This window comes from Comamonas sp. BIGb0124, from assembly GCF_003752175.1.
Lineage (GTDB): Bacteria > Pseudomonadota > Gammaproteobacteria > Burkholderiales > Burkholderiaceae_C > Comamonas_F.
On the sequence record NZ_RJVF01000008.1, the window covers coordinates 891,360 to 910,696 of the forward strand.

Annotated in this window: 20 protein-coding genes; 13 read left to right on the forward strand and 7 right to left on the reverse strand. The window is 65.9% G+C overall.

Annotated features, from left to right (window positions below; genetic code table 11):
- The first annotated feature begins 11 nt into the window (after positions 1–11).
- Positions 12–728, forward strand: a complete 717-nt coding sequence (locus EC845_RS05245; RefSeq protein WP_123296117.1) for an RNA polymerase sigma factor FliA — start codon at positions 12–14, stop codon at positions 726–728.
- 66 nt (positions 729–794) lie between these two features.
- Here the strand turns inward: EC845_RS05245 and EC845_RS05250 are convergent, their stop codons facing one another.
- The 3 genes from EC845_RS05250 to flgA form a co-directional block, all read right to left on the reverse strand.
- Positions 795–1,193, reverse strand: a complete 399-nt coding sequence (locus EC845_RS05250; protein ID WP_148077249.1) for a hypothetical protein — start codon at positions 1,191–1,193, stop codon at positions 795–797.
- A gap of 24 nt (positions 1,194–1,217) precedes the next feature.
- On the reverse strand, positions 1,218–1,532 hold the full coding sequence (flgM, locus tag EC845_RS05255) for a flagellar biosynthesis anti-sigma factor FlgM (protein WP_123296119.1): 315 nt from the start codon (positions 1,530–1,532) through the stop codon (positions 1,218–1,220).
- 92 nt (positions 1,533–1,624) lie between these two features.
- Positions 1,625–2,557 (reverse strand): flagellar basal body P-ring formation chaperone FlgA, encoded by a 933-nt coding sequence (gene flgA, locus EC845_RS05260; RefSeq protein ID WP_233597932.1) that lies wholly within the window; start codon positions 2,555–2,557, stop codon positions 1,625–1,627.
- A gap of 254 nt (positions 2,558–2,811) precedes the next feature.
- Between flgA and flgB the strand changes: the two genes are divergently transcribed.
- Genes flgB through EC845_RS05320 form a run of 12 tightly spaced genes read left to right on the forward strand, consistent with a single transcriptional unit; the run spans position 2,812 to position 14,546 of the window.
- Positions 2,812–3,258, forward strand: coding sequence for a flagellar basal body rod protein FlgB (flgB, locus tag EC845_RS05265; protein WP_123296120.1), 447 nt, complete (start codon positions 2,812–2,814; stop codon positions 3,256–3,258).
- A 29-nt stretch (positions 3,259–3,287) separates the two neighbouring features.
- On the forward strand, positions 3,288–3,695 hold the full coding sequence (gene flgC / locus EC845_RS05270) for a flagellar basal body rod protein FlgC (protein ID WP_123296121.1): 408 nt from the start codon (positions 3,288–3,290) through the stop codon (positions 3,693–3,695).
- Between the two features lie 23 nt (positions 3,696–3,718).
- Positions 3,719–4,384: a flagellar hook assembly protein FlgD gene (locus EC845_RS05275; protein WP_123296122.1), complete on the forward strand. Its 666-nt coding sequence runs from the start codon at positions 3,719–3,721 to the stop codon at positions 4,382–4,384.
- 47 nt (positions 4,385–4,431) lie between these two features.
- Positions 4,432–5,640 (forward strand): flagellar hook protein FlgE, encoded by a 1,209-nt coding sequence (flgE, locus tag EC845_RS05280; protein WP_123296123.1) that lies wholly within the window; start codon positions 4,432–4,434, stop codon positions 5,638–5,640.
- Between the two features lie 34 nt (positions 5,641–5,674).
- Complete coding sequence (locus tag EC845_RS05285) at positions 5,675–6,412, forward strand: flagellar basal body rod protein FlgF (RefSeq protein ID WP_123296124.1); 738 nt, start codon at positions 5,675–5,677, stop codon at positions 6,410–6,412.
- A 23-nt stretch (positions 6,413–6,435) separates the two neighbouring features.
- Positions 6,436–7,218 carry a flagellar basal-body rod protein FlgG gene (gene flgG, locus EC845_RS05290; RefSeq protein ID WP_123296125.1) on the forward strand — a complete coding sequence of 261 codons (783 nt, stop codon included), beginning with the start codon at positions 6,436–6,438 and terminating at the stop codon, positions 7,216–7,218.
- 55 nt (positions 7,219–7,273) lie between these two features.
- Entirely contained in the window at positions 7,274–7,996 is a 723-nt protein-coding gene (locus tag EC845_RS05295) for a flagellar basal body L-ring protein FlgH (RefSeq protein WP_123296126.1), read from the forward strand.
- A 29-nt stretch (positions 7,997–8,025) separates the two neighbouring features.
- Complete coding sequence (locus tag EC845_RS05300) at positions 8,026–9,180, forward strand: flagellar basal body P-ring protein FlgI (protein WP_123296127.1); 1,155 nt, start codon at positions 8,026–8,028, stop codon at positions 9,178–9,180.
- Position 9,181: 1 nt separating this feature from the next.
- Positions 9,182–10,111 (forward strand): flagellar assembly peptidoglycan hydrolase FlgJ, encoded by a 930-nt coding sequence (gene flgJ, locus EC845_RS05305; protein ID WP_370451240.1) that lies wholly within the window; start codon positions 9,182–9,184, stop codon positions 10,109–10,111.
- A gap of 44 nt (positions 10,112–10,155) precedes the next feature.
- A complete protein-coding gene (gene flgK, locus EC845_RS05310; RefSeq protein WP_123296128.1) occupies positions 10,156–12,054 on the forward strand; it encodes a flagellar hook-associated protein FlgK in 1,899 nt (632 codons plus the stop codon).
- A 37-nt stretch (positions 12,055–12,091) separates the two neighbouring features.
- Positions 12,092–13,294, forward strand: a complete 1,203-nt coding sequence (flgL, locus tag EC845_RS05315; RefSeq protein ID WP_123296129.1) for a flagellar hook-associated protein FlgL — start codon at positions 12,092–12,094, stop codon at positions 13,292–13,294.
- A gap of 10 nt (positions 13,295–13,304) precedes the next feature.
- A complete protein-coding gene (locus tag EC845_RS05320) occupies positions 13,305–14,546 on the forward strand; it encodes an HDOD domain-containing protein (protein WP_158615625.1) in 1,242 nt (413 codons plus the stop codon).
- A 97-nt stretch (positions 14,547–14,643) separates the two neighbouring features.
- Here EC845_RS05320 and cysW read toward each other — a convergent pair whose 3' ends face one another.
- The 4 genes from cysW to EC845_RS05340 form a co-directional block, all read right to left on the reverse strand.
- Positions 14,644–15,489 (reverse strand): sulfate ABC transporter permease subunit CysW, encoded by an 846-nt coding sequence (gene cysW / locus EC845_RS05325; protein ID WP_123296131.1) that lies wholly within the window; start codon positions 15,487–15,489, stop codon positions 14,644–14,646.
- Between the two features lies 1 nt (position 15,490).
- Positions 15,491–16,366: a sulfate ABC transporter permease subunit CysT gene (gene cysT / locus EC845_RS05330; RefSeq protein WP_123296132.1), complete on the reverse strand. Its 876-nt coding sequence runs from the start codon at positions 16,364–16,366 to the stop codon at positions 15,491–15,493.
- A gap of 397 nt (positions 16,367–16,763) precedes the next feature.
- Positions 16,764–17,780 carry a thiosulfate ABC transporter substrate-binding protein CysP gene (gene cysP / locus EC845_RS05335; RefSeq protein WP_123296133.1) on the reverse strand — a complete coding sequence of 339 codons (1,017 nt, stop codon included), beginning with the start codon at positions 17,778–17,780 and terminating at the stop codon, positions 16,764–16,766.
- 234 nt (positions 17,781–18,014) lie between these two features.
- A complete protein-coding gene (locus EC845_RS05340) occupies positions 18,015–19,232 on the reverse strand; it encodes a PA0069 family radical SAM protein (protein ID WP_123296377.1) in 1,218 nt (405 codons plus the stop codon).
- Positions 19,233–19,337 lie beyond the last annotated feature (105 nt).

Below are 19,337 nucleotides of genomic sequence, written 5' to 3' on the forward strand. Positions count from 1 at the left end.
AACACCACGCCATGTACAACGCCACTGGCCGCCTCGATCGCGACAGCATGATCCGGCAGTACCTGCCGCTCGTGCACAAGCTCGCGCATCACATGATCATCAAGCTGCCGGCCAGCGTCGAGCTCGACGACCTGGTCCAAGCCGGCATGATCGGACTGGCCGACGCACTCACCCGCTACGAGAGTTCGCAGGGGGTGCAGTTCGAGACCTTTGCTTCGCAGCGTATCCGGGGGGCCATGATCGACGAGCTGCGCGAAGTGGACTGGATGTCCCGCAGCTCCCGCAAGAGTCAGAAAGACATCGAAAAGGCCCTGCACCGGCTCGAGCAGACCCTGGGCCGCCAGCCGCAGGAATCCGAGATCGCCGCCGAACTGGGCCTGAAGCTCGCCGAGTACCAGAGCCTGCTGGGCCGGGTTCGCGGCACGCAACTGGTGTATCTCGAAGACATGCCCGGGCATGGGGACGAAGAAGGCAGTTTTCTCGACCGCAACCTGGGCGACACCCAGGCCGATCCGGTCAACCTGCTGCAGGACCACCGCATGCGGCAAAGCCTGGTCGCGGCGATCAAGACCCTGCCCGAGCGTGAACAGCTCATCATGAGCATGTATTACGAACAGGACATGAACCTCAAGGAAATCGCCCTGGTGCTCGAGATCACGGAAAGCCGCGTCTGCCAGTTGCACAGTCAGTCGATTGCGCGGCTGCGAACCAAGATGCGCAATCACTGATCGCCCTCTCTCCCTGGGCGCATGCCGTCAGGGATCCGTCCAGGGGATCAGGCCGTCCGAAGGCCCTCAGCCCTGGGTGCGGTACAGCCGTGCCGCACTGCCATGGCGCGGAACCCCGGGCTGCACGGCAGCCTGGTAGGTCGGCTCGTGGCTCACGGCGGCTTCGGGCAACACGGCCTGCAGTGCTTCCTCGATCTGCAACAGGCGGCGAGCCAGTTGTTCTTGCAGGCCGTTGGTGGCTGCACGGGCCCGGCGTATGCGTTCGCCTTCGCCCTCCGTCCAGGTGTGTTCGGTCAGCGACAGCATGAGTTCGTGCATCCGGCTGGAGCTGTCACGCAAGGCAGCACTGGTGGCGAGAACGACATCCAGGTTGCCATCGGCAAGGGCTTGCCCCATGGCCTGGACCTGCTTTTCCAGGGCCTGCAAGGCTTGCTGGGCCTGGGGGGTGGACGATGGCGATGTCATGGGGCTGGTCAAAAGAACGGGAGATCAGATGGATGAGCGCGACATGACTTCCTGAGCATTCGCGAGGAGCTTGTCGGCGATCGCCTCGGGGTTGACCTGGTAGGTCTTGTCGGCAATGGCTGCACGCATGGCGGCGACCTTGTCGAGGTCGATTCCGGCATGGGCCGCAGAGTTCTGGTTGAGTGCACGCAGGCTGTTGGTGACATTCACACCGCTGCCGGCAGTGGCGGCGGGCGTCGCGACGGACTCGCCGGCCTGCGCACGTACACCGGCGGCACGGGCCTGGAAGGCCTGGGCGTCGGTGCTCAGCGAGGGGTCGAGGGACGGTTCGATTTTCATGGTGCACTCCGATCATCAGCTTGGCAGCTGGTGTTTCCAGGGATATCGGCGGCTGAGGTGTGAACTTGAGGTTTTATTGTAAGAAAAAGCTGCTAAATGCGCAGTTGCACGGTCTGCTCCGCCACGGCCGTCCCGGAAACCGTGCGGCCGGTATCGAGCTTGACCCGCACCGACTGGCCCTTCGCGGCATTGCCCATGGCCTGGCCCGAGGCCGTGATCTGGAAGGTCCCGCTGTTCACCAGCACCCGCACCGTATCGCCCTGCACGATGATATCCGGCCGCTTGACCATGTAATCCCGCAGGGGCTGTCCGGCCGGCAGGGCGCGCGCGGCGATCTGCCCGAGCCACTGCGCCCTGTCGGCCAGCACGGGGGCCGGCGAGCTCGCCCAGTCGACTTCGGCCGGCTGCGCGTCGTCCTCGGCCAGCACCTGCCCGGCCCGCACCGGATTGCGCAGGACCCACGCAGGCCCCCAGGCCTTGACGGTCACGGGCAGGAACACGTTCCAGCGCACGGGCCCTTCGGTACAGCGCAGACCGACGCGGGCACGGCCCCACAGGCGGCTGCCTGCCGGCAGATAGGGTTCGATGCGCGAACACGGTGCAAGACGCAGACGGCCGTCGAGCGCGCCCATGATCACTTCCATGCGCAGCGCGCCGCCCGCGAGTGCCTGGGCCTGCTGCACCTGTTCGCCCAGCCACCGACGGCCCGGGTCATCCAGTCCGCTGCGTTCGTCCACACCTGCCAGAACGTCGCCGGCGGCAGGCTGAGGCGGCTGACCGGCGGCCGGTGCACCGGCCGTCGAGGGCGCTGCGGCACGAGCCACCGGCTCGAGGTGTTCGCGGCCCAGCCGCGGATCGAGGGTGATGCGCCCGACCTCGTTGGGAGGCGCCGAAACCGCCTGCGCGGCGCTCTGAGCCCGGACCGTCGACACGCCCATCGCAGCGCAAGCGATGCAGACGCAGCCGGCCAGCCATCGGGCGGCACGCGGCAGGCCTGCACGGAACGCGGGAGAGGTGCACGTCATTCGGATGCGTCTTTCTGTAGCGTATGACAGGGCACACGGAGTTGATGGGGGGTCGCGGCACGCGCGTGGCCTGGAACGACCGCGTGCACGGTATCCATCCGACCTTCACGCTTTGCCACGACCAGCACTTTAGGGCGGGGCACCCTGACCCAAAGCGCCGAACAGCGGGCTAAACCGTGTGCTCTTCGGCCCTTATCCCGGCAGGTCGGCTTTGATAATTCAATACAACTCAATCCATCACGAGAGGCGTGGATATGCTGGACAAACTGACTGCCGGGCTGGACTTCCAGGCCAAGGCCCTGGCCTTGCGCGCCGAGCGCCAGACCGTGCTCGCCAGCAACATCGCCAACGCCGACACGCCAGGCTATCAGGCTCGCGACATGAAGTTCTCGCAGGCCTTGCAAGCCGCAAGCCTGCCCTCCTCCAGCCTTCGGGCTCCCACGGCCTCGACCAGCCCTGCCGTCGGCGTCGCGGCACACACCCGCCATATCCCGCTGACCGTCCCGACCCTGGGTGCGGGCAGCGTGTCCGGCGGCGATCTCGCCTACAGCACACACAGCCAGCCCAGCCTGGACCGCAACACCGTCGATCTCGACCGCGAGCGTGCCGCCTTCTCGGACAACAGCGTGCGCTACGAGGCGGCACTGCGTTTTCTCAACGGTTCGTCCAAAACCATGCTGTCGGCCATCACCGGTCAATAAGACCGCGCCCGCTCAACCAGGACCTCGCCATGACCAGCATGTTTTCGATCTTCGACGTCTCGGGCAGCGCCGTCAGCGCCCAGACCCAGCGCCTCAACGTCGTCGCCAGCAACCTGGCCAATGCCGATGCAGCCGCGGGCCCCGACGGCAAGGCCTACAAGGCCCGCGAGGTGGTCTTCACCACCGCAGCCATGGGCCATGCCGCCACGCCGGGTGTGGCGGTCACAGCCGTGCGCGAGAACGATGCACCGGGCCGCCGCGTGCTCGAGCCCGGCAGCCCGCAGGCCGACGCCGAGGGTTACGTGACTTACTCCAACGTCAATCCGGTCGAGGAAATGGTCAACATGATTTCCGCCTCGCGCTCGTACCAGAACAACGTGGAAGTGATGAACACCGCCAAGAGCCTGCTGCTCAAGACCTTGCAGCTCGGCCAGTAAGCCCTACCCGCCGAGACCCCGCCATGACCACCTCCATCGCATCCGCCCCGACCTCCTACGTCTACCAGCCGTCCTCCTCGCTCGACGCCACCTCGGTCAGCGGCAGCACGAGCCAGGACGCGCAGGACCGGTTCATGAAACTGCTGATCGCACAGCTCAACAACCAGGATCCGCTCAACCCCATGGACAACGCCGAGATGACCTCGCAGATCGCGCAGATCAACACGGTCACCGGCATCCAGCAGCTCAACACCACCGTCACCGGTCTGGCCAGCCAGATCAACGGCAGCCAGTTGCTGCAAAGCGGCACCATGGTCGGGCACGGCGTGCTGTACGAGGGCAACAGCCTCACCGTGGCCGACAAGGTGGGTTACGGCACTTTCGAGCTGGCCGGCACCGCCTCGAATGTCACCGTGCAGATCAAGAACCCCTCGGGCGCCGTGCTCGATACCGTCAAGCTCGGCGCACTCGGCGCCGGTCAGCACAGCTTCCAGTGGGACGCCAGCAACTACCCGGACACCGAACTGGTCTTCGATGCCAGCGCGACCAACGGGCAGGCCACGGTCGCAGCCACCCCCTACAGCACCGCAGTCGTCAAGTCGGTCGGCCTGCAATCCGACGGCAGTCTCGCCGTGCGACTCGACGATGGCCAGTCGCTGCCCTACAGCAAGGTCAAAGCGGTGTTCTGACCGCCATTCAGCCGCATCCCCTCACACGCCGCCCAGGAGCACAGACCATGAGTTTCCAGCAAGGCCTATCCGGCCTCAACGCCGCCAGTCGCAACCTCGACGTCATCGGCCACAACATCGCCAACGCCAACACGACAGGCATGAAGGCGTCGCGGGCCAACTTCTCGGCCATGTATGCCAACAGCATCGGCATCGTCGGATCGAACGCCGACACCGGCGGCGGCCTGGGCACCACCGTCAACAGCGTGACGCAGCAGTTCACGCAGGGCAACATCGAGAACACCGGCTTCGCGCTCGACGTGGCCATCAACGGCTCCGGTTTCTACCCGATGTCGATGCCCGATGGCACCCGAGCCTATACCCGCTCCGGCTCGTTCAACATGGACAGCACGGGCAACATCGTGACAGCCGAAGGCGCCAAGCTGCTCGGTTACGCCACCGACGCCAAGGGCCAGCGCGTGACTTCCGCGCTCGCCCCGCTCAACCTGGCGACCTCGCAGGTCGTCAACGCCAAACAAAGCACCGCCATCACCGCCGAGTTCACACTCGATGCCAAGGCCGAAGTGGCCGCCACGGCCGTTCCCCGCACGCCGGTGACCACGTACGGCACGACTTTCAAGGCCTACGACGCGCAAGGCCTCGAAGTGCCGGTCGGCCTGTATTTCTCGAAGACCGCGAACAACCAGTGGGATGTGTACACCAGCGTCAACGGCGCCGCGCCCACGGCCACCGGCACGTCGGTGTCGTTCGACGCCAACGGCACGCTGACTGCCGGCGGCAGCCAGACCCTGGCCCTGAGCTCGCCCAACGGCACCTTCAATGTCTCGCTCGACCTGAGCAAGTCCAAGCAGGTCAACGCCGAGTTTGCCGTGGTCGATCTGCAGCAGGACGGATACACCACGGGCCGGATGATCAACATGACCATCGGCCAGGACGGTGTCGTCACGGCCAGCTACTCGAACGGCCAGACGCTCGCAGCCGGCCAGATCGCACTGACCAACTTCCGCAACGTGCAGGGCCTGGGTGTCACGGGCAACGGCTACTGGCTCGAGACCCAGGCGTCGGGCCAGGCCCTCGACGGCGTGCCGGGCTCGGGCTCCTTCGGTGTCCTGCAGGCCGGCTCGCTGGAGCAGGCCAACGTCGATCTCACGGCCGAACTGGTCGACATGATGACCGCGCAGCGTGCCTATCAGGCCAATGCCCAGACCATCAAGACCCAGGATCAGATCCTGTCGACCGCCGTCAACCTGCGCTGAGGCGCGGCCCCTCTCAGCACCGGAAAGCCCCGCCATGGACCGCTTGATCTACACCTCGATGACAGGCGCCAGCGCCGCTGCACAAAGACAGTCGGTGCTGGCCAACAACCTGGCCAACGCCTCGACCAACGGTTTCCGGGCCGAGCTGTCGATGTTCCGCGCGGTGCCGCTCGAAGGCGACGGCTCCAGCACGCGGGTCTTCACCGTCGAGGCGACGGCAGGCCATCTGGAACAGCCCGGCAGTGCCCAGCGCACCGACCGTCCGCTGGACGCCATGGCTCAGGGCAACGCCTATTTTGCCGTGCAGGGGCTGGACGGCACCGAGGCCTACACCCGCAACGGCGCCTTCGAAGTGAACAGCGAAGGCTCGCTGGTGACGGCCAACGGGCTCACCGTGCTGGGCGATGGCGGCGGCCCGATCGTCGTGCCCGAGAACGCGCAGCCCTTGCTGGGCAGCGACGGAACGGTGAGCGTGCAGATCGACGGGCAACTGCCCATCAGCATCGGCCGCCTCAAACTGGTGACGCCGACCCCGGAAAACCCCATCGAGCGCAGTGCCGACGGCCTCTTCCGTGCGCCCCTGCAAGGTCAGTTGGACACCGACGCCACGGCCCGGGTGCAGACCGGTGCGCTGGAGGGCAGCAACGTCAATCCGATCGCGGCGATGGTCGGCATGATCCAGGCCGCCCGCCAGTTCGAGTCCCAGATGCGCCTCGTGCAGACCGCCGAAGCCAACGACAAAGCCGCCAGCCAGTTGCTGGCTTCACGTTAAACATTCGCAGGAGCTGCCCCACCATGATGAATTCCCTCTGGATATCGAAGACCGGCATGGAAGCCCAGCAGACGCAGCTGGACGTGATCGCCAACAATCTGGCCAACGTCTCGACCACCGGTTTCAAACGCGCCAACGCGGTCTTCGAGGACCTGATGTACCAGAACCTCCGGCAAGCCGGGGGCGCCAGCACCGAGACCAGCAACCTGCCCACCGGCCTGCAGATCGGCCTGGGGGTGCGCACCGTGGCGACCAGCCGTTCGTTCACCCAGGGCAGCCTGCAGCAGACCAACAACCAGCTCGACGTGGCCATCAACGGGCAGGGTTTCTTCCAGATCCAGATGCCCGACGGAACGACCGCCTACACCCGCGACGGCAGCTTCCAGGTCGACGCACAGGGCCAGTTGGTGACCGCGTCCGGATTGCCCGTGGGCAACGGCATCACCGTGCCGCCGGAAACCAAGAACATCACCATCGGCGAGGACGGCACGGTCACCGCGATGGTCTCGGGCAGCACCGCGACACAGACCGTGGGCACCATCGCCATGTCGAGCTTCATCAACCCGGCCGGCCTGCAGCCGCTGGGCCAGAACATGTATGCGGAAACGGCGGCATCGGGCACGCCTGCCGAAGGTACGCCGGGCACGGCGGGCCTGGGCACGATCACCCAGGGTTTTCTGGAGACATCGAATGTGAACGTGGTGCAGGAACTGGTCACCATGATCCAGACCCAGCGCGCCTACGAAATGAATTCCAAGGCCATCCAGACGTCCGACCAGATGCTGCAGAAACTCTCGCAGCTCTGAGCCAACCGCCTTCCTCTCCTCGCCGCAACGCAACGCACATTCCCCTTTATCCGCCATGAGCCGCCCCACCCCGTTCAGCAGACTGCTTTGTGTACTGGCCTCGCTGGCCCTGGCCGTGCTGTGCGTTGCGTGTGCCTCGCCCAAGGTGGATCTCTACCAGCCGCAGCCCAATGCCTATGGCCCGGGCGTGCAGCCCGGCCAGCCCGCCCCCGTCATGCCCGCCTACGCCACGCGCGCCAACAGCGGCAGCCTGTTCAACACCCATACCTTCCGGCCGGGCTTCGAGGATCGCCGCGCACGGCTGGTGGGCGACACCCTCACCATCAACATGGTCGAGCGGGTCAGCGCCAGCCAGAAACAGAGCTCGAGCGTCGGCAAGACCGGCGAGGTCAGCAGCGGCATCACGGCCTTTCCCTTCCTCAAGGGCAGCACGCTGGGCCGGCTCGATGCGGGGGCGTCCTCGTCGAACACCTTCTCGGGCAAGGGCGGCACGGAAAGCGCCAACACCTTTGCCAGCGCCATGTCGGCCACCGTGGTCGAGGTGCTGCCCAACGGCAACATGATCGTCGTCGGCGAACGCCAGATCGGCGTCAACGAGAACGTCGACGTGCTGCGGTTTTCCGGAACCATCGACCCGCGCACCATCCAGCCGGGCAACCTGGTCAACTCCACCCAGGTGGCCAATGTGCGCATCGAATCCAAGGCCCAGGGACAAGCCGGCGAAGCCCAGGCCATCGGCTGGCTGGCCCGCTTCTTCCTGACCGCGCTGCCGTTCTGAGCGCACCGAACCCCACACCGACCGGCATCATGCGACCCAACGCCCTTTCCATCCCCCGCAGCGCCAGCGCCAGGCATTTGCCCGCTGTCGCTCTGCTGGCAGCGACCGTCCTGATGGCCGCCGTCATGCCTGCGCATGCCCTGCGCGTCAAGGAAGTCGCCTCCGTGCAAGGCGTGCGAACCAACCAGTTGACCGGCTACGGTCTGGTGGTGGGTCTGGACGGCACGGGCGACCAGGCCACCCAGGTGCCCTTCACCACGCAGAGCCTGGCCAACTACCTGCAGCAGATGGGCATCACCGTGCCGGCCTCGGCCCAGTCGCGCATGCAGCCCAAGAATGTGGCCGCGGTCATCGTCACGGCGCAGTTGCCCGCGTTCGCGCAACCGGGGCAGACCATCGACATCAATGTGTCGTCGATGGGCAATGCCAAGTCGCTGCGCGGCGGCACCCTCATCATGACCCCCTTGCGCGGGGCCGATGGCGACATCTATGCCCTGGCGCAAGGCAATGTCGTGGTGGGCGGCGCCGGAGCCTCGGCCAACGGCAGCAAGGTGCAGATCAACCAGCTCTCCGGGGGGCGCATCCCGGCGGGCGGGCAGGTCGAACGGGCCGTGGCCACCGGCCTGCAGCAAGGCGACACCGTCACGCTCAATCTCAACTCGGTCGATTTCAGCACGGCGCAACTGGTCGTTCAGGCCATCAACGGCCGCCTCGGCGACGGCCTGGCGCAGGCCATCGACGGCCGAACCATCGAGGTCGCGGCACCTGCCGCACCAAGCGATCGGGTCGCCTTCATCGCCCGCATCGAGGAACTCGCACTCACCGTACCCACACCGGCGGCCAAGGTCGTGATCAACTCACGTACCGGCTCCATCGTGCTCAACCAGGCCGTCACGCTGGGAGCCTGTGCGGTGGCCCATGGCAGCCTGTCCATCGTCATCAGCACCACGCCGGTGATCAGCCAGCCGGGCGCGTTCTCGGGCGGCCAGACCGTGGTCACCCAGCAGTCCGAGATCTCGGTGGCACAGACCCCGAGCGCGCTGGTGCAGTTGCCCGCCTCGCCCCAGTTGACCGACGTGGTCCGCGCACTCAACACGCTGGGTGCCAATCCGCAGGACCTGATTTCCATCCTGCAGGCGATCAAGTCTGCCGGGGCGCTCAACGCCGAGCTGGAGATCATCTGACGTGTCCATGACGACACCGTCCACCCTCGGCCTGGCCGGCACCCAGGCCGGACTGGCCGCCGATGCGCGTTCGCTCGACGGACTCAAGCATGCCGCCGGTGGCGATCCCAAGGCCATCAAGGAAGCGGCCCGGCAGTTCGAGTCGCTGTTCATGCGTGAACTGATCAAGAGCATGCGCGAGGCCACGATGAAGTCCGGCATGATGGAAAGCCAGGGAGAAAACATCTCCACCGATCTGCTCGACCAGCAATTGTCGGTCTCGCTGTCGGGCCGCCCGGGCGGCCTGTCCGAGCTCATCGAACGGCAATTGCTGCGCCAGGGCGGGGCGAACGGTCCGGGCCCTGCGTCAGGCGCAAACGGCTCCGAAGGCTCGACGCTCGACACCTTCGCCTACGGCCGCAACCTGCGTCCGTCTTCGCTCGGCACGCGCCTGGCGCCGAATGCCACGCCCAGCGAACGGCAGGAAAACTTTGTCCTTGCCCTCGGTCCGGCGGCTCAACGCGTGCAGCAGGAAAGCGGCATTCCGGCCAGCTACATGCTGGGCCAGGCCGGCCACGAAACCGGCTGGGGCCGAAGCGAGATCCTGCGAGCCGACGGCAGCCCTTCGTACAACCTCTTCGGCATCAAGGCCACGGGCGGCTGGAAAGGGGCGGTGGCCGAGGTCACCACCACCGAGTACATCGACGGCGAACCCCGCAAGGTCAGCGCCCGCTTCCGCGCCTACGACTCGTACGAGGACTCGCTGCGCGACTACGCCAGCCTCATCACCAACAGCCCGCGATATGCCCAGGTCGCCGACCGGATCGGGGCTCATACCCCCGAATCCTTTGCCACCGAGCTGCAGCGCGCCGGCTACGCCACCGACCCGGCCTACGCCAGCAAGCTCAGCCGCGCCATCAACACCGCACTGGCCGTCAGGCGTGCGTTCTGAGCCGACCGCCCCTCTTCGCCGACTGAAAGACAGAGAACACCATCATGACCAGCCTGCTGAACATCGGAACAAGTGCCCTTCTGGCCAACATGTCGGCCCTGCAGACCACGGGCAACAACATCGCCAATGCCGGCGTGGCCGGCTACTCGCGACAGACGGCGGTCATGCAGACCCAGACCGGAAACAGCACGGACAGCGGTTACATCGGCGGTGGTGTATCGGTATCCGAGATCAAACGCAACTACAGCGAATTCCTGACCCGCCAGGTTTCGCAGACCGGTTCGCTGGCGGCCATGGACACTTCGCGGCTGCAGTACCTGCAGCAGCTCGAGACGGTCTTCCCCACCGGCGCCGCGAGCGTCGGCACCGCCCTCAACAAGCTGCTCAACGGCTTTTCCGACATCGTGACCACGCCGTCGGATCTCAGCACCAAAAGCATCGTCGTGGCGCAGGGCAACGAGTACGCGGCTCGCATGCGGCACTCTGCGGGTCAGCTCGCCGAACTGGCCTCGGGTGCGCGCCAGGAAGTCGCCACCAGCCTCTCGGCCATCAACGGACTCGCCCAGCGCATCGCGGAAGTCAACACCCAGATCGCCCGCTCGCAAGGTGCTGCGCAGGCGCCCAACGAACTGCTCGACACCCGTGACCAACTGGTGCAGCAGCTCAGCGGCTACGTCAAGGTCAGCACGCTGGCCAGCGACAACGGCACGCTCAATGTCTATGTCGCCAACCAGCCGCTGGTGCTGGGCACGTCGAAGGGAGAGCTCACCCTGGGTACCGACACCTTCGGCGACAGCGGAAGGCTGCAGTTGTCCATCGCGTACGGTGGCAGCGCCACCACGCTGGACGAAAACAACCTCACCGGCGGCTCGGTCGCCGGTCTGCTGCGCTTCAACAACGTCGACCTGGTCGATGCCCGCAACGCACTGGGCCGCATGGCGGTCGGCGTGACGGCCGCCGTCAACAGCCAGCATCGGCTGGGCCTGACCGCCAGCGGCGAGTCCGGCGGCGATTTCTTTGCGGCACAGACCCTGCCCGCTGCACAGCCGGCAGCCACCAACACGGGCACTGCCGTGCTGGCCGCCCAGGTCGGCGACACATCGGCGCTGAAAGCCTCGGACTACGAAATCGACGTGCTGGCCGACGGCAGCTTCGCCATCAAGCGGGTGAGCGACGGCCGGATCTCCACGGCGCCGGCAGGCGCCACCAGCCTGTCGTTCGACGGCCTGCGCGTCGGCCTCTCCAGCGGCACGCCGGCCGCCGGCGATCGTTTTCTGCTCCGGCCCTATGCCGCAGGCGCGGCCGGCATGGACATGGCCATCGCCTCCGGCAACGACCTGGCGACGTCCAGCCCCGTGCAGGCCCAGGCCGGAACAGCCAACGCCGGCAGCCTCGGCATCCAGTCCATCGGCGCGGCAAGCAGCCACGCGCAGCAGGGCGACACCGTCACGCTGACCTTCAACGCCAACGGCACCTTCGACGTCGCAGGTGTCGTGCCTGCCGCAACCGGTGTGAGCTACACCGCCGGCCAGCCGATCAGCTACAACGGCTGGAGCCTGACACTGCAAGGCACGCCCAAGGCAGGCGATACCGTCACGGTGGCGCCCATGCCTCCCGGCAGAGTGGCCGGCGACGCGGCCAACGCCTCGGCACTGATGAACCTGCGCGATGCGCCCCTGTTCGACGGCGTCAGCGTGGCCGACGGCTATTCCGACATCCTCTCCCAGGTCGGCGTGAGGGTCCAAGGCGCGACCTCGGCCGCCGAGGTCTCGGCCGCCACGGCCCGGAACGCGACCGCGAGCAAGGCCTCGCTTTCGGGCGTGAACCTCGACGAAGAGGCATCCAGGCTGCTGCAATACCAGCAGGCTTACCAAGCCTCGGCCAAGATCATCCAGATGGCCAACACCGTCTTCGACACCCTGATTCAGAACCTGGGCCGCTGAAGCCCTGCACCGTACCCGACACCGCACGGAGACCTCCATGACCAGCCTGCTCACCCCACGTGTTGCCACCACTTCCCAGTACGAGACAACGTTGACCAGCCTGGCTCAAAGCCAGCAGAATCTGGCCCGCCTGCAGGAACAGATCTCCGCCCAGAAGCGGGTTCTTCGCCCCAGCGACGATCCCCTGGCCGCATTGCAGGCCGAGCGAGCGCGCACGCGCATGGACCGCATCGAAGTCGAGCAGCGCGCACTGACCGCCCAGACCGCCGCACTCACCACGACCGAATCCACGTTGGGCGATGCCGTCACGCTCATGCAGAGTTTTCGCTCGCAGATCATCGGCGCCGGCAATCCCGCCTTCTCCAGCGACGACAGGACCAGCCTCGCGCAGGAGCTTCAATCCCTGCGCGACCAGTTGTTGTCACGGGCGAACCAGACCGACAGCAATGGCCATCCCCTCTTCGGCGGACTGGGCTCGAAAGGCGTGCCGTTTGCCGAGCTGGCCGGCAAGGTGGTCTACAACGGCATCGCCGGCCAGGTCGCCAGCACCGATGTGGGCCTGCCGTCGTCGCTCGACGGTTTCGTCACCTGGATGAACACACCCAGCGGCAACGGGACCTTCACCGTCGCCACGCAAGGATCGCCGGCCAGCGTCTCGAGCGACGCCGGCGCGGTCGCCGACCCCTCGGCCGTGACCGGCCATGGTTACCGCATCAGCTTTGCCACGGCCAATGGCGCGACCACCTACACCGTCGTCGACACGACGACCCACACCACGCTGCAGGCCGCCCAGCCTTACACCACGGGCGGCACCATCGCCTTCGACGGTCTGCAGATCAAGGTCTCCGGTACACCGGGGCAGGATGCGGCCCTGGTCGTCGCGCCCAGCGAGCGCAACAGCGTGTTCGACGTGCTCGACCGTGCCATCGCCAGCATCCGCAACGACAGCGGGGCCAAGCTGACCCAGGGCATCGCCACGGCGCTCAGCGAGCTGGACCTGGCCGCCAACCGAATTTCCAGCGCCCGCAGCTTCACCGGCCAGTTGCTCAATCGCGCCGACAACATCGGCAGCAACCAGTCCGATCGAAGCGCCCAGCTCGACGCCACGCGCGCAGCCGCCGAAGACCTCGACATCATTGCCGCCGTATCGAACGTGGATACGCAGAAAACCATGTACACCGCAGCACTGCAGTCCTATGCCAAGGTGCAGCAACTCTCGTTGTTCAATTACATCAGCTGAAAGCTACACCATGCTAGATAGCGTCGCCCTGGGCCATCAATCGCTGTGGAATGCCGAGGGCGAACGAGTCGGCTGGCTGCTCGCGCTCAAGCCGCGGGCCGGTCTGCCCTCGCATGCCTCCCTGCCGGGCGGAGAACATCTCCTGCGTCATCTGGCGCAGCAACTCGACGGCTGCAGCCTGCCCGTCCTGCTGGACATCGACTCCCCCGCACTGCTGTCGCTTGTGCTCGAGCAAGCCGTCGCGCCCCCTGCCGATCAGCTTCTGGAGCTGATCGTGCCCCAGAAAGTATGGGCTTCGGACCACGGTGCAACGCTGCTCGCCGCGGCCCACGATCGTGGCTTGCGGCTGGTCGCCTCGACGCCGGCAGGGCAGGAGCCCCCCGCTGCGGTCGCCAGCCACATGTGGCGAACGTTCTATCGCCTGACCGAACACGACAAGCACGATCCGCTGCCCATCGCCTCACCCTCCGCCCCAGGGCCGGCAGGCGACGATGACGCTCCCGGCGGCCGCTCGCTCTACGGCGGCGTGACCCTGCGCGCCAAAGCCGAGCAGTTGCTGCACGGGCCTCAAACCTGGGCCCTGGCGGGCTGGCCCACGCTGGACATTCTGAAAACCAGTCAGCACCGCACCCTGCAGCCGATGCGCCGCAGCGTCGAGCTGGCCTTGCAGGCACTGCACGACGAAGTCCCGATCGAAGCCCTCGCCTACGGCATCACCCAGGATCCGTTGCTCAGCCTGAGATTGCTCACACACGCGAACTCGGCCGCTCTGAACCTGCGCGACGGGGTGGGCACCATACACCGGGCGGTCATGATCATCGGCCACAACGCCTTGACGGAGTGGTTGACCAACCAACTGCCGCACGCCAGCGTCGACCCCATGCTGCGTCCGACCATGGCCGACGTCGCGCTTCGTGCACGCCTGATGAAACAGCTGCTCGACGCGGGTGGCGAACAGGAGTTGCGCCGTGAACTGCAATTGTGCGGTTTGTTCTCGGACATCGACGTGATGCTCGGCCAGCCGATGTCCGGTGTGCTGGCGCGCCTGCCGCTGTCCGATCGCATCGACTCGGCCCTGCTGTCGAAGGATGGCCCTTATTACGCCGCGCTCGAAACCGCACGCGCGCTCGGCACGCTCGACCTCTCGCGCATCGAGGCCATCACGCAGCGCCACGGCCTGCTCACGGGCGACGTGAACCGCGCCTTGCTGCGCACGCTGGTCCAGCCCGTCGGCATGCTGATGGGTGGCTGAGGCCTTCGGCCGGCGTGACGCGTGCACGCCGCCGAGCCGCCCGGCCCGCTGTCGCGCCACGGCGGCAGGCATCGGTGCAAGCCGACAGCCCGGGGGCTCAGTGCGGCGCCGACAGCATCACCTGTGCCGCATCGCGACGGCGTTGCCGCCATTCCATGAAGGTCTTCAGGAACAGCGTCAGCAGAGCCATGCAGGCCAGCAGCGATGCCGCGGTGAAAGCGGCCGCCGTCTTGTAATCGTTGTTGAGCTGCTCGACCAGCAAGGGCAGGGTCAGGGTCTGGTTCATGATCGTGCCCGAAACCACGGCAACGGCACCGAACTCGCCCACGGCCCGGGCATTGGTCACCACCACGCCGTACAGCAGCGCCCATTTGATGTTGGGCAGGGTCACGCGCCGGAAAATCTGCCAGCCGTTTGCACCCAGCGTCAGCGCCGCGTGTTCTTCCTCGCTGCCCTGCGCCTGCATCAGCGGCATCAGAATACGTGCGACATAAGGCGACGTCACGAAGATCGTCACCAGCACGATGCCGGGCCAGGCAAAAATGATCTGCACGTCGTGCGCGGCCAGATGACGCCCGACCAGTCCTTCCACGCCGTACACCACCAGGTAGCACAGCCCGGCCACCACCGGCGACGTGGCAAACGGAATATCGACCAGCGTCGCCAGCAACTTGCGGCCGTGGAAATCGTAATGCGTCAGGCACCAGGCCAGCAGAATGCCGAAGCACAGATTGACCGGCACGGAAATCACCGCAGCCAGCATCGTCAGCCCGATGGCATGCAGCATGAAATCGGCCTGCAGGTTGCTCAGCAGCAGCTTCCAGCCGCCGCTCAGGGCCTGCGTGAAGATCAGCGCCAAGGGCACGATCAGCAGCAGTCCGGCGCAGGCCAGGCCCAGGCCGATCAGCGCCCATTGGTGCCAGCCTTGTGGTTTCTTGTTCATCTCAGCGCCCCCTGCCTTGCCAGCTGAAAAACCGCGCTTGCACCAGTTGCAGCGCAAACAGCAACGTCAGCGATGCCATCAGGATGACCGAGGCGATCGCGGCGGCGGCCGAATATTCGTACTCCTGCAGCCGGACAAAGATCATCAGCGACGACACTTCGGTCTTGAACGGAATGTTGCCCGCGATCATGATCACCGCACCGAACTCGCCCAGGCTGCGGATGAAGGCCTGCGAAGCCCCCGTCACCAGCGCAGGCACCAGCATCGGCAAGACCACACGGAAAAACGTCTGCGCCCGGGTCGCCCCCAGCGTGTCGGCGGCCTCTTCGAGATCGGCACCCAGGTCTTGCAGCACCGGCTGCACGGTACGCACCACAAAAGGCAGGCTGGTGAACGTCATCGCCACCAGCAGACCCGGGAACGCATAGGCGATCTTGAAGCCTTCCGGCAAAAACCGCCCCAGCCATTCCGGCGTGAAGAACTGACCGATCCAGCCGCCCGGCACCAGCAGCACGGACAGCGTCAGTCCGGCCACTGCAGTGGGCAGCGCGAACGGCAGGTCGACCAGCGCGTCGAGCAGCCGGCGGCCGGGAAACTCGTAGCGCGTGATGATCCAGGCCAGCAGCAGCCCGATCGCGCTGGCGATCAGCGTCGAGAACAGCGCGCCTTGCAACGTCACGACATAACTGCTCACCACACGCCGATCGGTGATCGCCTGCCAGTACTGTGCCCAGCTCATGTCGCTCACGTAGATGAACAGAGCCGACACCGGCAGCAGGATGATGAGCGCCAGATAAAGCGTGCTCACGCCGAAGCTCAGCCCGAAGCCGGGCAGCGTCGGGGTCTGCTTGAAAAACAGGGATCGACGCCGGGCCATCGGCGGGCGGGTCGGTTCTGGAACGGTCGAAGCTGAAGTCACAGTCGATCAGTGGAGAAGCCGGCCCGGGCGGGACGGCATGGGCAACAACAAAAGTACGGGCGCGTGCGCAGGCGGCAACCGCCCTGGCCCGGACGAAACGCGTAGTGTAACGAGCCGCATCCTCGGGACCGCGCATGGCCGGGAAACGGTATGCAGAACACAACGCATCCTCCGCACCGATCCACCGGCCGGGCACACCCATGCTTCTCGCGCCCCGCCTTCAGGCAGACGCACAAACGGCGTTGCGGCCCGCTCGGGAGCCGCAACGCCGGTCTGGAGAGACACTCGCCCGTCCGACGGGCCATTCAAGCACGGACCCGGTGGCACCGAAACGGCACGCCGCCGGGCCGGTTCATCAGGGCTTGGCTGCCAGCAGTTGGTCGAGCACGCCGTTGGAGCCGAAATGTTTGCCCGAGATGTCGTCCCACGTGCCCAGCACCTTGGTGGGATCGATCAGGCGCACGGTGGCGAACTGGCTGGCCGTCGCCTTGACCACTTCGGGATCGTGCACACGGTAGTTGAAGGTGGTCAGCAGTTGCTGGATGTCCTTCGTGTACTGGAACTTCAGGTACTCGGTCGCCAGCTTGCGGGTGCCGCGTTCGTCGACCACCTTGTCGACCACCGCCACCGGGAACTCGGCCAGCACGCTCACGGGAGGCACGATCACCTCGAAACCACCGGCCTTGAACTCGTCGCTCTTGGCGATGTTCACCACTTCGGACTCGAACGTCAGGAGCGCGTCGCCCTGGCCGTTGGTCGCGAAGGCCACCGTTGCACCGCGGCCGCCGGTGGGGAAACTCTCGACGTTGTGCAGCAGCTTGCCCACGAATGCCTTGGTCTGGGCCTCGTCGCCCTTGAACTTCTCGTTGGCATACAGCCAAGCACCCAGGTAGCTGTAGCGCGCATTGCCCGAGGTCTTGGGGTTGGGGAACACCAGCTTCACATCGTCACGAACCAGGTCGTCCCAGGTCTTGATGTTCTTGGGGTTGCCCTTGCGGACCAGGAACGCGATGGTGCTGTAGTACGGCGACGCGTTGTTGGGGAAAGCCTTGGCCCAATCCTTGTTCACCAGGCCGCGCTTGGCCAGGATGTCCACGTCGGTCACTTGGTTGAAGGTGACCGTATCGACCTTCTTGCCCTGGATGATGTCCTGCGCCTGACGCGAGGTGCCGGCGAAGGACTGGTCGATCTTGGGCTCTTCGCCGCCCTGCTTTTTCCAGTAGTCGACGAACTTGGGATTGATGGCGGCAAACAGCTCGCGCGCCACGTCGTAAGAGGCGTTGAGGATGTTGGGCTGGCTTTGAGCCCAGGCGACTTGCCCCGTGACGAGAAGGGAAGCAGCACCCGCTGCGACCAGCAACTTCTTGAACATATTCAACACTCCTCTGGCAACCGGCCCTGGGCCTAGCTGTTTTTAGTCATTAAAGATGGCATTCGAAAACGTTTTTCGAATAAGCAGCATTGTCCGGCCTCCCTTCATGCCATTCAACGACTTTATTTTGATTTGTTAATCACGTTTGAATATAAAAGAGATCTCCCGGTCGGCGGCCCGGCGAGACAACACGCCGGAACGTCGAATGCGGAAAGCCGTCGCGGCACCCCGCACTCAAAACAGACTTTCTTGCCCAAACGCGGCCCCGGGTCGGAACAAGCCCCGTTCAAGCGGCTCGCGATCCTGGTTGTAGCCCAGACGCCGGGCAGCGACCTGGAATCGGCTGCGCAGCAAATCCGCCCAGGGGCCCTGCCCCCGCATGCGATCCCCGAACTGCGCGCGGTAGTCACGCCCGCCATGGAGCTCGCGCACCCGTCCCATCACCCGTTGCACACGATCGGGATAGTGAACCTGCAGCCACTCGCGAAACAAGGGGCTCAGCTCCCAGGGCAGGCGAAGCACCACATAGAAGGCACTGCGGGCACCGGCCTCCCAGGCCGCCTGCATGACCTGTTCCATGTCCTCGTTCACGAAGGGGATCTGTGGCGCGAGACTCACACCGACCGGCACGCCGGCTTCGGCCAGCCTGCGCACGGTCGCCAGCCGCCGCAGGGGCGAGGCGGCCCGCGGCTCGAGCTTGCGCGCCAGTTCGCCGTCGAGCGTGGTGATCGTCACGTAGACACGGACCAGCCGGTCTCGGGCCATGGCCGCCAGGACATCGAGATCGCGTTCGACCAGGCTGGACTTGGTCACCAGTCCGAACGGATGCCGGGTCGCATGCAACACCTCGAGCACGCCGCGCGTGAGCCGGAGTTGGCGTTCAACCGGCTGATAGGCATCCGTGGCACTGCCCAAGGCGATCGGCACCGGCTCGTAGCCCGGCGCAGACAATTCGTTTTGCAGCACGGCCACCACGTTGCGCTTGGCAACGATGCGGGTCTCGAAGTCGAGCCCGGGCGAAAACCCCAGGTAGCTGTGCGTGGGCCTGGCGTAGCAATAGATGCACCCGTGCTCGCAGCCGCGATACGGATTGAGCGACACCTCGAGCGGCAGATCGGGGGAATCGTTGCGGGTGAGCACCGAGCGCGCATCTTCCCAGATCACCTCGGTCTGCGGCGGCCTGTCGGGTTCGGACATGCCTTCGGCGATGCGACAGGTGCCGTCGGCGGCAACGGCCGCCTCGACGCCAATCCCCGCTGCGGGCGCAGTTGGATGGGCCTGGCCGCCGCTCCAGCCATCGTCGAAACGCTCGCGCAGGGTCGACTCGAAACGATGGGCCAGCCGCGAGGCGGCGCCCCTCCCCTTGATCGCCGTCACCGGAATCGCGATCTGCAGCGGCTGCGCCGCATCGGCATCCGCCACGACCCGACGGGCACCGGCGTCCCCATCCATCTGGCGGGGCAACGGGGAAGGAGAACGTTTGTCCATCCCCCATGATACTGTACAAAACAACAGTTTCAATTAGGGTACAGTCTCGCCCCTGCCGCTGCGCAAGCG